The organism is Ruegeria sp. AG7, assembly GCF_056541545.1.
The window spans coordinates 25851-39142 of record NZ_JBQFYP010000008.1 but is presented as its reverse complement, the minus strand read 5'-3'; the positions used below and the strand labels follow the sequence as shown (position 1 = coordinate 39142).

Genomic DNA, 13292 nt, shown 5'->3' with positions numbered 1-13292 from the left:
TACTTATTCGCTGCGTACCTCAGCCAGCCTTCGCCAGATTTCTCAGCACGTAATGCAGCACGCCGCCGTTTTCGATGTATTCGATCTCAGGCGCGGTATCGATCCGGCATTTCAACTGGATGGTCGTCTCAGCCCCATCTGCATAGGTGATGGTGCAGGGCACGATCTGCAACGGCTCGACCGTATCCAGACCGTGGATCGAGACGGTTTCGTTCCCCTTCAAACCCAGGGTTTTGCGGGTATCTCCACCGGTGAATTCGAACGGGATAACGCCCATGCCAACCAGATTGGACCGGTGGATTCGCTCAAAGCTTTCCGCAATCACGGCTTTGACACCCAGCAGTGCGGTGCCCTTGGCCGCCCAGTCACGGCTTGAGCCCGCGCCGTATTGTTCGCCACCAAACACGACCAGCGGGGTGCCATTGGCCTGAAAGGCCATCGAGGCGTCGTAGATTGATGTCTGTTCGCCATCCGGGCCTTTGGTATAGCCGCCCTCAACTCCGTCCAACATCTCGTTCTTGATGCGGATATTGGCAAAGGTGCCGCGCATCATGACTTCGTGGTTGCCCCGTCGCGAGCCGTAAGAGTTGAATTCGCGCGGTTGAACCTGACGGTCGGTCAGGTATTTGCCTGCCGGCGTCGTTGCTGCGAATGACCCCGCGGGTGAGATATGGTCGGTGGTCACCATGTCGCCCAGAATGGCCAGAACTTTGGCGCCTTCGATATTCGAGATCGTGCCCGGTTCCGCCCCCATACCCTGGAAATAGGGCGGGTTTTGGATGTAGGTCGACGTTGGCGGCCAGTCATAGGTTTCCTGTTGCGGAACCTCTACGCTTTGCCATTTCTCATCCCCCTTGAAGACGTCCGCATATTTCGACTGGAACGCTTCGCGGGTTACGGTCGCTTCAACCAGTTCCGCGATTTCGCTTTGGGTCGGCCAAATGTCCTTCATGAAGACGTTGTTGCCGTTCTTGTCCTGACCGATAGGTTCGGACGTCAGATCGATGTCGAGCGTACCTGCCAGCGCATAGACAACAACCAATGGCGGCGAAGCCAGATAGTTGGCGCGGACATCCGGTGAGATACGGCCTTCGAAATTACGGTTGCCGGACAGAACCGACGTGGCGACCAGATCGCCCTCGGAAATGGCTTCAGAGATTTCTTTCTGGATCGGGCCCGAGTTGCCGATGCAGGTGGTGCAGCCGTACCCAACAAGGTTGAAACCGACCTTGTCCAGATCTTCTTGCAGTCCAGCGGCCTCAAGATAGGCCGATACAACCTGCGAACCGGGCGCCAGCGAGGTTTTGACCCAAGGCTTGCGGTTCAGACCCAGCGCTGCGGCTTTGCGGGCCACAAGGCCTGCACCGATCATCACGTAAGGGTTCGACGTGTTGGTGCAGGAGGTGATCGAAGCAATTACAACCTTGCCCGACTCCATGGTGTAGTCTTCGCCCTTGACCGCGACTTCCTTGCCCATCGGGCGCTTGAAGGTCTCTTTCATTTCCTTGGTGAAAGCGGCCTTGGCGTTGGTCAGCGCGACGTAGTCCTGCGGGCGTTTCGGGCCTGAAATTGCTGGAACGATTGTGCCCATGTCCAGCGACAGAGTGTCGGTGTAGATCGGTGCATAATCCGGGCCTCTCCAGAACCCGTTTTCCTTGGCGTAGGCTTCGACCAGCGTGATGCGGTCTTCGTCGCGGCCGGTGTTGCGCATGTAGCGAAGGGTTTCGCCGTCGATCGGGAAGAAGCCGCATGTTGCGCCGTATTCCGGCGCCATGTTGGCAATGGTTGCACGGTCAGCCAGCGGCAGGCGGTCCAGCCCCTCGCCATAGAATTCGACGAACTTGCCCACCACGCCCTTGGCGCGCAACATTTCGACAACCTTCAGAACAAGGTCTGTACCGGTGGTGCCTTCGACCATAGAGCCGGTCAACTCAAAACCGATCACCTCAGGGATCAGCATCGAGATCGGCTGACCCAGCATTGCAGCCTCCGCCTCGATTCCGCCAACGCCCCACCCCAAAACGGCCATGCCGTTGACCATGGTGGTGTGGCTGTCGGTGCCAACCAGCGTGTCGGGATAGGCAACTTCTTCGCCGTTCTGATCGGTGTCCGTCCAGACTGTCTGCGCCAGATATTCCAGGTTCACCTGATGGCAGATACCGGTGCCGGGAGGCACTACGCGGAAATTGTTGAACGCGTTCTGACCCCATTTCAGGAACTGATAGCGTTCCATGTTGCGCTCGTATTCGCGGTCGACGTTCATCTGGAACGCACGCGGGTTCCCGAACTCGTCGATCATGACCGAGTGGTCGATAACCAGATCGACCGGGTTCAGCGGGTTGATCTTCTGTGCGTCACCGCCCAGGCCTTTGATCCCGTCGCGCATGGCGGCCAGATCGACCACCGCGGGAACACCGGTGAAGTCCTGCATCAGCACGCGGGCAGGGCGGTATGCAATCTCGCGCGGGTTCTTGCCGCCATTGGCACCCCATTCGGCAAATGCCTTAATGTCATCGACCGAGACCGAAAAGCCGCTGTCTTCAAATCGGAGCATGTTCTCCAGCACGACTTTCAACGCGGCAGGAAGGTTGGAGAAATCACCCAATCCGGCCTGCTGCGCGGCGGGGATCGAATAGTAGGAAATGGATTTGCCATTCACGTTCAGGCTGCGGCGTGTCTTGGCGGTATCCTGTCCGACTTTAATGGGCATCTGGTGGCCTCCCTTCTCAAATGGCTTGGATTTCGGGCATCGCTGAGTGTTATCTGCATCACCCAAGCCGTTGGTTCAAGGTTCAATAGCACTGGATTTGCAATTTTGTATACCATTGCACACATTTAGGCAGTGAATTGCAGAAGCCGCCCTCAAGAAACGTTGATTGGCGGTTGAGCGGCAAAACGGCTATCCCAGAAAACACCCGTTCAATCCGAGAGTTTTTATGTTCAAACCCGCTGCTTTGACCGCCCTTGTATCCTGCCTGTTCGCCACCCAATCCATGTCCGGTGAGGATCCTGTGGTGGTTGAGCTGTTCACCTCACAGGGGTGTTCATCTTGCCCGCCGGCGGACCGGATCATGCATGAGCTGGCGAAACGCGACGATGTCATCGGGCTGGCACTGCATGTCGACTATTGGGATTACATCGGCTGGAAGGACGAATATGCCGATCCTGATCACACGTTCCGGCAACGGGCTTATGCCCGCGAAAACGGAAAATCCATGATCTATACGCCCCAGATGATCATAAATGGTCAGCACGATATCGTCGGCGCTCAGGCTCAGGAGCTCGACCGTCTGATTGATGCGCATCTAACGGCCGCCCCCGAGGCAGCGGTGACCGCGACCCGAGACGCAGACGAAGTGACCGTGAGTGTGACACCTGTGGAATTGCCCGAAGGTGAGACCTATGACGTGCGTATCGTTCAGTATTCGCCCCTGCGCCATGCCTCGATCCGTCGTGGAGAGTTAGCCGGGCGGGAGTTGGATTATGCCAATGTTGTCGAAACCTGGCAGATTGCGGGCCAGTGGGATGGGCAAACACCGCAGACTTACTCGGCGCAGCTGGAACTAGACTTGCCAGCCGTCGTGCTTGTGCAAAGGGCCGGTCACGGGCCGATTGTTGCCGCGACATGGGCCAAGTGATCAGGGCAGGTTGTCCGGTTGGACGCCAAGCCCGTTCCAGCTTTTCCAGCGCCGATGGATCCAGAACCACTGTCCCATATGCTGCCGCACGATCTGTTCCAGATCGTCATTGGTGAACTGAGTCATCGTCTTTGGGTCCGTGTGCGGAACGGGATCATGCAGGATGATTTCAAAGTCGATGCCATTAGGCTGGCGCACGGCATAGCACGGTATAAGTACGGCCTTGTACTTGATGGCCAGTTCTGCGTTCAACACGGATGTCACGGCAGGCTTGCCGAAGAATGTCAGCTCTTCGCCCCCCAACGCATGCAGGTCGGATACGATAGCGATAATTCCACCGTTCTTGAGTGACCGGACCATTTCGACCATACCGCGCCGCCCCTGTTCGAACATCGGCGCGCCGGTTTTGTAAAAAGCTTCGACATAGGCGTCGTTGAAATAAGGATTGGCCATCCGCCGGTAAAGGCATCCTATCGGTTTGCCGCTGTGTTTCTGCAGGGCGACGCGTGCGGCCAGATAGTGACCGAAATGCGCCGTGATCATCATCACCGGGCGCCCTTCGGCGATCGCGGCGTCAAATGCAGCAATACCGGGCCCGGATATCTTGGCGTTCACCTGACGTTCGATAAAACCTTCGGGTGAGAAATGCTCCATTATTGCCCGACCGGCATTATCCGACACGTCACGATAGATCTTTGTGATCTCGACGTCAGACAATTCAGGGCAGGTGAGCTTTAGATTCCGGCGGACGCGGGTTCGAAATCCAACGACGGGTGCAAGGGTTTTCATGATTGCACCCATGGTCGCTATGCGCCTTTCATAAGGAAGCAGGCGCATAGCGCTGATGATTCCCTGCAGGAACATATTGGCGACATAGTATTTTCCAAGCTCAAACCGGCTGAGCTCCGACTTTTCGACGGGCATGGAGGTGTCTCACCGCGTGTTGCGAAATGTTGCCTAAGACATACAACCCGGTACCCGTAACCTCAAGCACCCAAGCGAAATGGCCGCCCCAACGATTTTGTGGGAGCGCCTGTTCCTGCCTCAACCCGTGCTTTCGTCTTCTTCCTTTTCAATCAGCGTAATTGTTCCGGCGTCAGACAGGGCACGAACCGCCCCAACAATCTGGGTCATGGCATCTTCGGCCTCAGATTGCTTGACCCGCCCGCGTTCCGCGATTTCCTCGCGCAGGTTTTCTGCCATACGAGAGGAGATATTCGACAGCAGAAACTCGACAGATGCCTTGTCATCATCCGCGGCGGCACCAGCCAGGGCCGCGACCAGAACAGGCTGATCGACTTCCCGCAATATCGCTGGAACATCACGGGGCGAAATCCGGCTGGAGATATGGGCGAAGGTAAAGATCGACCGGCGCACCAGATCGGCAAAATCAGCGTCGTCCTCATCCAGCGCGTTCAGCAGGTCGTCGCGCGTGGCGGACGCAGACTGGTTCAGGATTGCACCCACCCGCGCGCCCGGACCGTCATTGAAGGCCTGAACAGGCCGCTGATCCAGCTGAGCAGCCAGTGACCAGCCAATACGCTCAACCGCTTCGGGTGTGACATTTGCTGTTTTCGAGATTGCGTAGGTGATCCGCCTCGCCACCGGACCCGGCATGTGCCCCAGCATCTGCGCCGCCTGTGCCGTATCCATTTTCGATAGCATCACAGCGGCCACTTCGGTGCTTTCCGCCTGTGCCATGGTCGCAAGGTTCTGGGCTGGAATGTCGCGCAACCTTTGCCAGGGATCACCGATCTGACGAACTCCGGCAATTTTGCGCAAACGTGCCGCTGTTGCGGGTGTGATTTTTCCACTGACGGCATCCAAGGCCCCGGCAAGCCCATGTGGAAAGGCCAGACCGACATTGTCCAGGGCTTCGCTGAACTCCTGTGCCACGGCACCCAGGGTCACGCGATCCACAAGACCCATTTCCCCCAATTGATGTGTTAGTTTTTCTTGCAGGTCGTCGGGAAGCTCCTCCAGCGGAAGATCGGCACCTTCGTTCAACAACAGGCGCACGACGACGGCCGCCTTCTGACGGCTGGTTAAAGATCGGGGAACAAGGCGCGGGCTGTCGCCACCCCCTGCGGAAAACGGGGCCGAAGCCCCTTGAACCGTCTGAATTAATGCGTTGGTGTTTTGCATCTGCCTGTGGAGCCAAAGTATTCGTACCACAGGCAGATTAGAGAGAGTCGGGTTAAATAACCCTGAACCTTAATAACTGTATGTCAGACCCGTTCGGATCGCTTCACGCAGCGACGCCTCGGCCCAGGTGCCTTCTCCGCCACGGGCCTTTATTTCGCGCCATTGCTCGATCGCCAGATCGGTTCGGCCTTCGGACACAAACCCCTGCGCCATGTAGCTGCGCGCCAAAAGATTGTCCGGGTTGGCATTGATCGCGTTTTGATAAAAGACATTTGCCAGTTCAAGCTCGCCCATCTTGCGATAGGTGAAACCCCAATAGGTCAGGACACGATCGTCGTCCTGATCCATGATGCGCAGAATGTCCTGAGCGTGCCCGTATTGCCCGTCATAGGCCAGTTCGCGGACCGCATTATACAGCTGATCATCTGTCAGGTTTGACTTGTCAGGTTTGACGCATTTTCCACGGGTTTCGTCATATACACGGCCGAACAGGCATTTCTTGGTTGTATTCGTCGGTTTCGGCGGGCTGCTGCTGTCACCGCCTGCGGCATGGACAGCTGGCGCGAAGGCAAAGGCTTGCAATGCAAGGGCAGAAGCTAACAAAAGGCGCATTTCTTTACTCCGTTCTCGGGGCTCTTATTGAAATCATAGTGCGATCTACAAAAAAGCTAACAGGGGAACGGACGCTTTTATTCACGAACTGGACAAAAATTGTCAGCTGTTGACAGATTTCGCGCAGCTTTTTGTTTCAGTATCCCAGGCCGTACCGGGAGCGCAGGATTGGGTCTGTTTGGAATGCTGCTCGCAGGCAAGCCCGGCCGAGGCCACAAGAACCAGTGCCAATGCGCTTAGGATTGTTCGGATCATGATGTTTCCCTCGTATGGAAAAAGCACATGCAGGATACCGCATTTCCGTTGATCTGGCAAAAAGCAAGGGGGTGCTCTGCACGCGGCAGAGCACCCCCGGCTAACAGACTGAAAAGATGTCCGTTATTCTCCAAACACGCGCGCAAAGATCGTATCGACATGCTTGGTGTGATACCCGAGGTCGAATTTCTCTTCGATCTCCGCAGGGCTTAGTGCGGCAGTTACATCAGCATCCGCCAACAGTTCCTCCTTGAAGTCGGTGCGGTGTTCCCAAACCTTCAACGCGTTGCGCTGTACCATGGCATAGGCGTCCTCACGGCTTACGCCCGCTTGTGTCAGTGCCAACAGAACCCGCTGACTCATGACAAGGCCGGGAAACTTGTTCATGTTCTCGATCATGTTCTCGGGGAAGATCAGCATCTTGTCGACCACGCCTGTCAGCCGTGCCAGCGCAAAATCCAGCGTGATCGTGGCATCCGGACCGATCATGCGCTCGACCGAAGAATGCGAGATATCGCGTTCGTGCCAGAGCGCAACATTCTCCATCGCCGGTATTACGGCCGCGCGAACCATGCGCGCCAGACCGGTCAGGTTTTCGGTTAGCACCGGATTTTTCTTGTGCGGCATCGCCGAGGAGCCTTTCTGGCCCATCGAGAAGAACTCAGCCCCCTCCAGCACCTCGGTCCGCTGCATGTGGCGGATTTCGATGGCAATGTTCTCGATGCTGCTGGCGATAACGCCCAGCGTGGCAAAGAAGGCCGCATGGCGGTCGCGCGGAATGACCTGCGTGCTGATCGGCTCAGGCACCAGCCCCAGCTTGTCACAGACATGTTCCTCGACCGCGGGATCAATATTGGCAAAGGTACCAACCGCGCCGCTGATCGCTCCGGTGGCGATTTCCGCACGCGCATCGCGCATCCGGGACAGGTTGCGGTCCATCTCGGCGTAGAAGCGGGCAAAGGTCAAACCCATGGTTGTCGGTTCGGCGTGGATGCCGTGGCTGCGTCCGATACGAACCGTGTTCTTATGTTCCATCGCGCGGCGCTTGAGCGCGGCCAGAAGCCCTTCCAAATCGGCAATCAGGATGTCGGCAGCGCGGGTCAGCTGTACGTTGAAACAAGTGTCCAGCACGTCCGAGCTGGTCATGCCCTGATGCACAAAACGCGCCTCTTCACTGCCGACATGCTCTGCAAGATGGGTCAGGAAGGCGATAACGTCATGCTTGGTGACGGCCTCGATCTCGTCGATGCGGGCGACATCGAATTCCACATCCTTGGCTTTCCAGACAGCGTCCGCATTTTCGCGCGGGATCACGCCCAGATCCGCCATGGCGTCGCACGCGTGCGCCTCGATCTCGTACCAGATGCGGAACTTGGTCTCAGGCGACCAGATGGCGACCATGTCGGGGCGGGAATAACGGGGAATCATAGGCGACGGCACCTTTTTGCAGATTGGATGAGGCGTTGGCGCGGGGTTTAGCTGCGTGCGAGGTAGGGAACAAGATGCGAGAGCGCATATGAGACGGTTTGCCCTGATTCTTGCCGTCTGTTCGGGCTTTTCAGCAGCAGACGGGTTCGGGAAACTGTATTGCAAAGGACTTGGTGTGGCAGTGACGGGCAGGGTGCCGCTACAAGGCAGGTTTTGTACCCGCATTAGTTCTCACCGGATCATGCCGCCAGTTGGGGTTGATGCCCGTCTTGACCTTGCTGCCAAGCGATGCTGGACAAACAGCACATTGACTGTTCAATCTGAAAGGAAGGAAATAATCAGGTTATTGAGATATGCGTTTGTTTTCACGTTCGATACTTGCCCTCTGTGGTGCTTTTTGCGTCGGCGCAGCTGCACCAGCACTGGCTGACACACCCGTGACCTACACCGAGGAAGGCCGAGCGCTTTTTCGGTTTGACGTACCCGACTTCTGGATCCTTCGCACCGGCGGCCCGCGCGAGATTGAGGATACCGAACTGGGCGATGCCCGCGCGGTCGCGCGGGTTATGGGGCTCCGGCCGGTGACAGACGACGCAGTGTGGATGGGTTTCGTATCACCTTCGGGGGTTGGAACAATTCAGGGCGGCGTCCGGTACTTGCAGGATATCGACAAGTTTCTGGTCAAAGACCCGACGACGACCAGCACCAGCGATACCCGTATTGGCGGGTTGCCAGCCCGCGTGTTTCGGGGCACCGGGCACCGGGACGGCAAGGGAGTAAGCTTTTCCGCCACCGTCATTGACCTTCCGCAAGGCCGGGTTGCCATCGCAGTTGCCATTCTGCGGGACGGGGCGGACCCGAGTTATGCAGATGATCTTAACGCCGTTTTCGCGTCGTTCCGGGCACTTCAGTGAGGGAGGGAGCGATGAGTGTTAGACTGATCAAACGGATGTCCCTTGCGCTGGGGTTTGGGATCGCGACTTTGACGCTGTCGGCCTGTGACGGTGTGACGGTCGGGGTCGGGTACGGGTATGACCCGTTTTACGACTCGATGCTGTGGAACGACTATTACCATGACGTTAATGTGGATATTGACGTTGATCGTCCCAACCGGCCTGATCGACCAGTGCGCCCCGAGCGTCCGAAACCGCCTGTGGCCAAACCTCCCGCGCGCCCGCGCCCACCTGTGGCGCGCCCACCGGTTGCCCGCCCGCCCATTCATCGACCGGGCCCGCGACGCTAAGGAACAAAAGGCCGCCTGTCAGGCGGCCTTTCTTATGAAAGAAGCTCGGTCGTTATGTGGGCCGAGCCTTCGAGCGTCCGGTGAACCGGGCACTTGTCCGCAATCTCAAGCAAACGTTGCCTTTGCTCCTGATCCAGCGGACCGCTCAGGCGGATTTTCCGGCGAAACTGGTCCACCTTGCCGTCATTCACCAATCCGGCATCCTGCGCATGAACTTTGTCATGACACACATCGACGCTGACATTTGTCAGGGGCCAGCCTTTGCGCCTGGCGTACATGCGTATTGTCATCGATGTGCAGGCCCCCAAACCGGCCGAGACAAAGCCATAAGGCGACATGCCCTTGTCCGTACCGCCATAGGATGCGGGCTCATCCGCGACCAGATGGTGGTTTGGACCGGCCTGAATATCCTGCATGAACCCGCCCGGATCTGCTTCTGTTATGCGCACAACGCCCTCTGGCGCACCCGGTGGCGGAGCGGGCGGGCACAGTTTCACATAGCGCGAAACCCAAGCGGCGATGACATCTGCTGCATATTCGGCGTCAGAGGCGCGCGTGATCAGATGATCGGCATCGTCGAGAGTTACAAAGCTTTTGGGGTGTTTCGCGGCCATAAAGATCGCGCTCGCATTGTCGATGCTGACCGTTTCGTCGCGTGGAGCATGAAGGATCAACAGGGCAGCTTTGAGGTCGGCGATTGCAGATGACAGGGCTGATTTGGCAATATCGTCCACAAAAGCCTTACCAATTCGGAAGGGGCGACCACCCAGAGAGACCTCGGCACTGCCGTCCTCTTCGATCTGAGGCAGCGCCGCCTCAAAGTGATGCGATACATGGGCGGGGTCCGCCGGAGCACCCAATGTCACGACGGCTTTTACAGTCGGAATACCAGCCCGCGCCCGCAGCACCGCCGCGCCACCAAGCGAGTGGCCGATCAGCAGGGCAGGTGCCATGTTTCGACCGGCCAGATATTGCGCGGCTGAAATCAGGTCCTCGACATTCGAAGTGAAGGTCGTGTTGGCGAATTCGCCTTCTGAATGGCCCAGCCCGGTGAAATCGAACCGAAGCACCGCGATACCCATGGCAGCCAGACGGGCAGAAATGCGCCGGGCGGCCGGGATATCCTTGGAACAGGTAAAGCAATGGGCGAACAGGGCCGTTGCCAGCACTGGTCCGTCCGGCAAATCCAGTCGCGCCGCCAATTGGCTGCCGTCATGTCCGGCAAAAGTGATGCGTTCCGTGGGCATGTCGGCTCCTTAAGTGGTACGGGGGAACACGCCCAATACTGTGTATTTGACCCTTCGGTCACAACCCTTAAGTCACACGCGTAACGGGAAGGTGAGAACGAATGGGTGTTTCACAGACTGCACAAGATCCCCGCCGTTTTCGTGTTGCACGGCGGCGGAACTCTCACTTTCTATTAATATCAAGAACGATGATGACAATCAGAACAAACATTCGTTACACTTATGTCTCTGCACATCCCATCTGTAGTTCATGAAAGCTGAAACAGGAGACACAGATGTCACATGCAGATATTGCGCCCCAGATACCCGACCTGCGTTCACGTATGATCCTGGCCATTATTCTGGCCGGCGTTGCCGGGTTTGCGGTCGGCCAATCCTGGCCCGCACCCCAAGGTGGCTCACAGGTTCAGATCAGCCCTGCCACGGAAGACTGGCATGGAAACGTCCGCCGGTCCCATTGGTCGGAGTGAAGGCCCGGCCTTATTCGATCCCCATCAATTGGGGGTCAAAGGGATATCTGGACAGGTTCTCATACCCGGTTTCGGTAATGAGAACCTGATCCTCAAGCTTGATGCTGAAATCGCCACCGACTTCGCCGACACAGGCTTCGACGCACAACACCATGCCTGGCTCCAGCGGATAGTCATAGGCGCCTTCGACGGCTTTGTCCGGATACGCGACCAGCGGCCATTCATCACACAATCCCACTCCGTGCATCAGGCAGCCGTATTTCTGCGCCTGAAACTTGTCGTCAAGCCTGTGCGACATGGCCGTAAGTTCCGGGATCATCACACCGGGCTTCAGCATTTGCATGTTGGTCATGATGTGTTCATGCGCGTGCTGCATGGCATAGATCATGTCAGGGCGGGGCTTTTGGTCACCAATCCACCATGTACGCGAGATATCGATGCAAATCCCGTAAGACCCGATCAGGTCGGTGTCGAAGGCGATGATTTCGTTTTGCTGCGTGATGCGCGGGCCGCATTCCTGGAACCAGGGGTTCGTGCGTTGGCCTGACGCCAACAGGCGGGTCTCGATCCACTCGCCACCGCGCCGGATGTTTTCCGCGTGCAGAACAGCCCAGATATCATCCTCGGTTGTCCTGCCATTGCCGACATTGGCGCGCGCAAAGCTCTCCATTTCCGCTACAGCGGTTTCACAGGCGTGATTGGCACAGCGCATGGCCAGAATCTCATCTGGCCCCTTCACGGAACGGGTCTTTTCGGTCAGCTCTTCGCCTTCCATGACCTCAAAGCCCTGCGCCTCAAGCGCGCGCAGACCGTGCAACATGATCTTGTCGACGGCCAAACGTTTGTTGCCGCCGCCATGCGCATCGATCAGCACGCGCACCTCGTTCGAGAAGACATCTGCCGCTATATTCACCTTGTCGCCACGGTCGAAGTAAAACAGATCCGCGCCTGAACGCTGCTCGCGCACCAGCGGATTGAACGTGCTGAGAAAAGGTGAGTTCTTGTAGTCCCAGATCACCATATAGCCATCGGCACATAACAGCACCGCGCGAAACGGGTTATGCGTATTCCACAACTGCATGTTCGTGCTGTCGGTCGCATAGCGGATGTTCAGCGGGTCAAAAACCAGCAAACCACCATATCCGCGATCAACGATGGCCTGCGTCAGTCGCTTCCAGCGGTGTTCCCGCATCCGTGCAAGATTGGGCAATTCCAGACCTGCCGCAGCCCATTCGTCAAAAGCCAGCTGTGTCGGCCCGATCTCGATCCGGTCATTCTCATTTGGCGTGCCATCGCCCAGCGTAGCGCCTCGGCAGGGGTCAATCTTGCGCGTGTCTCGGTAATGCTTGTTCATGACGGACCTCGTTGCTTGTTCGGTCAAACCTAAGGTGCCCATGTGGATCGTCTTGGAAAAATGCGACGGCGAACCTGTCGTTTTCGACCGACAAAAATTTCGACCTATGCTAAGTCGCTGGTATGAATAAAGTTCTGCAGGAAAAAATACCATATGATGTCGGCAACCCGCGTGCTTTACCGGGTATACAGCCTGCAACGATGGAAAATTGGTTGCATCGGGACGAGGCTTTTGCCGGTCAGATGCAACGCCGGGAGAAGCTGCTGACAGAACGCCGCGATGACGTTCTGGCGCTTGATCCGCAGGCTGAATCCGCTGCTCGGGAACTGCTCGACCTTGTGGTGTCGCAGGTCTATCCCAATGCGGGTGAGGAGGTCGTCAGACCCGATGGTGCGACCGTCGCAGTCGACCGGGCGCAGCCGCTTGATACATTGTGCAGGCTGGTTCAGGAGGATTTTTGCATCCTTCAAAAGCGCGGAACTGAACATGTATTGACCGGCGCAATCCTGTGTTTCCCGGCCAGCTGGCTTTTGTCCGAGAAATTCATGCGACCACTGATCGACATCCATGTGCCTGTTGCAAGTTACGACGACAATATCGCCAAGCGGGTGCAGCGCCTGTTCGACGGGATACAGCCCGGTCGTCCGCTCTGGCGCTTTAACGCGCTTTGGTATGAAGACCCCGAACTGTTTCAACCCCGAAGCGCCAGTGACAGGCGGGGCGTCACAGATCGACGTAAAACGTCTTACCTGAGAAGTGAGCGGCAAACCCTGCTGCGCTTGCCGAAAACGGATGCGGTCGTCTTTTCAATCCACACTTATGTTCTGGCGGCGAACGCGGTTCCCAAAATGGAAAACCCCGCCTGAAGGCGGGGCATCCAAGGAGGGTCTTCTGTAATTC

Annotated in this window: 13 protein-coding genes; 5 read left to right on the top strand and 8 right to left on the bottom strand. The window is 57.3% G+C overall.

Annotated features, from left to right (window positions below; genetic code table 11):
• Nucleotides 1-19 precede the first annotated feature (19 nt).
• Nucleotides 20-2710, bottom strand: coding sequence for an aconitate hydratase AcnA (gene acnA / locus ACR0BF_RS12275; protein ID WP_480625001.1), 2691 nt, complete (start codon nt 2708-2710; stop codon nt 20-22).
• A 226-nt stretch (nt 2711-2936) separates the two neighbouring features.
• Between acnA and ACR0BF_RS12270 the strand changes: the two genes are divergently transcribed.
• A complete protein-coding gene (locus ACR0BF_RS12270; RefSeq protein WP_480603212.1) occupies nt 2937-3638 on the top strand; it encodes a DUF1223 domain-containing protein in 702 nt (233 codons plus the stop codon).
• Here ACR0BF_RS12270 and ACR0BF_RS12265 read toward each other — a convergent pair whose 3' ends face one another.
• The 5 genes from ACR0BF_RS12265 to purB all read right to left on the bottom strand — a co-directional run bounded on the left by ACR0BF_RS12265 (nt 3639) and on the right by purB (nt 8078).
• Nucleotides 3639-4562, bottom strand: a complete 924-nt coding sequence (locus ACR0BF_RS12265; RefSeq protein ID WP_480603213.1) for a lysophospholipid acyltransferase family protein — start codon at nt 4560-4562, stop codon at nt 3639-3641.
• Between the two features lie 120 nt (nt 4563-4682).
• Nucleotides 4683-5783 carry a flagellar motor switch protein FliG gene (locus ACR0BF_RS12260; protein ID WP_480603215.1) on the bottom strand — a complete coding sequence of 367 codons (1101 nt, stop codon included), beginning with the start codon at nt 5781-5783 and terminating at the stop codon, nt 4683-4685.
• Between the two features lie 69 nt (nt 5784-5852).
• A complete protein-coding gene (locus ACR0BF_RS12255) occupies nt 5853-6395 on the bottom strand; it encodes a tetratricopeptide repeat protein (protein ID WP_267364901.1) in 543 nt (180 codons plus the stop codon).
• Nucleotides 6396-6497: 102 nt separating this feature from the next.
• Nucleotides 6498-6650: a hypothetical protein gene (locus ACR0BF_RS12250; RefSeq protein WP_480517497.1), complete on the bottom strand. Its 153-nt coding sequence runs from the start codon at nt 6648-6650 to the stop codon at nt 6498-6500.
• A gap of 123 nt (nt 6651-6773) precedes the next feature.
• Complete coding sequence (gene purB, locus ACR0BF_RS12245; RefSeq protein WP_480517495.1) at nt 6774-8078, bottom strand: adenylosuccinate lyase; 1305 nt, start codon at nt 8076-8078, stop codon at nt 6774-6776.
• A 353-nt stretch (nt 8079-8431) separates the two neighbouring features.
• Here purB and ACR0BF_RS12240 point away from each other — a divergent pair, with 353 nt between their 5' ends.
• Both ACR0BF_RS12240 and ACR0BF_RS12235 read left to right on the top strand, forming a co-directional pair.
• A complete protein-coding gene (locus tag ACR0BF_RS12240) occupies nt 8432-8992 on the top strand; it encodes a hypothetical protein (RefSeq protein WP_480517493.1) in 561 nt (186 codons plus the stop codon).
• Between the two features lie 11 nt (nt 8993-9003).
• Nucleotides 9004-9321, top strand: coding sequence for a hypothetical protein (locus ACR0BF_RS12235; protein WP_480473402.1), 318 nt, complete (start codon nt 9004-9006; stop codon nt 9319-9321).
• A gap of 32 nt (nt 9322-9353) precedes the next feature.
• Here the strand turns inward: ACR0BF_RS12235 and ACR0BF_RS12230 are convergent, their stop codons facing one another.
• Nucleotides 9354-10568 (bottom strand): bifunctional alpha/beta hydrolase/OsmC family protein, encoded by a 1215-nt coding sequence (locus ACR0BF_RS12230; protein WP_480473401.1) that lies wholly within the window; start codon nt 10566-10568, stop codon nt 9354-9356.
• 275 nt (nt 10569-10843) lie between these two features.
• Here ACR0BF_RS12230 and ACR0BF_RS12225 point away from each other — a divergent pair, with 275 nt between their 5' ends.
• Nucleotides 10844-11038 carry a hypothetical protein gene (locus ACR0BF_RS12225; protein ID WP_480473400.1) on the top strand — a complete coding sequence of 65 codons (195 nt, stop codon included), beginning with the start codon at nt 10844-10846 and terminating at the stop codon, nt 11036-11038.
• A 10-nt stretch (nt 11039-11048) separates the two neighbouring features.
• On the opposite strand, the gene dddP is transcribed toward ACR0BF_RS12225, so the two are convergent.
• The gene (gene dddP / locus ACR0BF_RS12220; RefSeq protein ID WP_480603223.1) at nt 11049-12392 is read right to left on the bottom strand and encodes a dimethylsulfonioproprionate lyase DddP; all 1344 of its coding nucleotides are present in this window, start codon (nt 12390-12392) and stop codon (nt 11049-11051) included.
• A gap of 122 nt (nt 12393-12514) precedes the next feature.
• Between dddP and ACR0BF_RS12215 the strand changes: the two genes are divergently transcribed.
• Nucleotides 12515-13258 (top strand): heme-dependent oxidative N-demethylase family protein, encoded by a 744-nt coding sequence (locus ACR0BF_RS12215; protein WP_480603224.1) that lies wholly within the window; start codon nt 12515-12517, stop codon nt 13256-13258.
• Nucleotides 13259-13292 lie beyond the last annotated feature (34 nt).

Coding starts and splice junctions, on each gene's coding strand:
- ACR0BF_RS12240 (WP_480517493.1), top strand. CDS start 8,432: ATGCGTTTGTTTTCACGTTCGATACTTGCCCTCTGTGGTGCTTTTTGC.
- ACR0BF_RS12215 (WP_480603224.1), top strand. CDS start 12,515: ATGAATAAAGTTCTGCAGGAAAAAATACCATATGATGTCGGCAACCCG.
- purB (WP_480517495.1), bottom strand. CDS start 8,078: ATGATTCCCCGTTATTCCCGCCCCGACATGGTCGCCATCTGGTCGCCT.
- ACR0BF_RS12270 (WP_480603212.1), top strand. CDS start 2,937: ATGTTCAAACCCGCTGCTTTGACCGCCCTTGTATCCTGCCTGTTCGCC.
- acnA (WP_480625001.1), bottom strand. CDS start 2,710: ATGCCCATTAAAGTCGGACAGGATACCGCCAAGACACGCCGCAGCCTG.
- ACR0BF_RS12250 (WP_480517497.1), bottom strand. CDS start 6,650: ATGATCCGAACAATCCTAAGCGCATTGGCACTGGTTCTTGTGGCCTCG.
- ACR0BF_RS12260 (WP_480603215.1), bottom strand. CDS start 5,783: ATGCAAAACACCAACGCATTAATTCAGACGGTTCAAGGGGCTTCGGCC.
- ACR0BF_RS12265 (WP_480603213.1), bottom strand. CDS start 4,562: ATGCCCGTCGAAAAGTCGGAGCTCAGCCGGTTTGAGCTTGGAAAATAC.
- ACR0BF_RS12255 (WP_267364901.1), bottom strand. CDS start 6,395: ATGCGCCTTTTGTTAGCTTCTGCCCTTGCATTGCAAGCCTTTGCCTTC.
- dddP (WP_480603223.1), bottom strand. CDS start 12,392: ATGAACAAGCATTACCGAGACACGCGCAAGATTGACCCCTGCCGAGGC.
- ACR0BF_RS12230 (WP_480473401.1), bottom strand. CDS start 10,568: ATGCCCACGGAACGCATCACTTTTGCCGGACATGACGGCAGCCAATTG.
- ACR0BF_RS12225 (WP_480473400.1), top strand. CDS start 10,844: ATGTCACATGCAGATATTGCGCCCCAGATACCCGACCTGCGTTCACGT.
- ACR0BF_RS12235 (WP_480473402.1), top strand. CDS start 9,004: ATGAGTGTTAGACTGATCAAACGGATGTCCCTTGCGCTGGGGTTTGGG.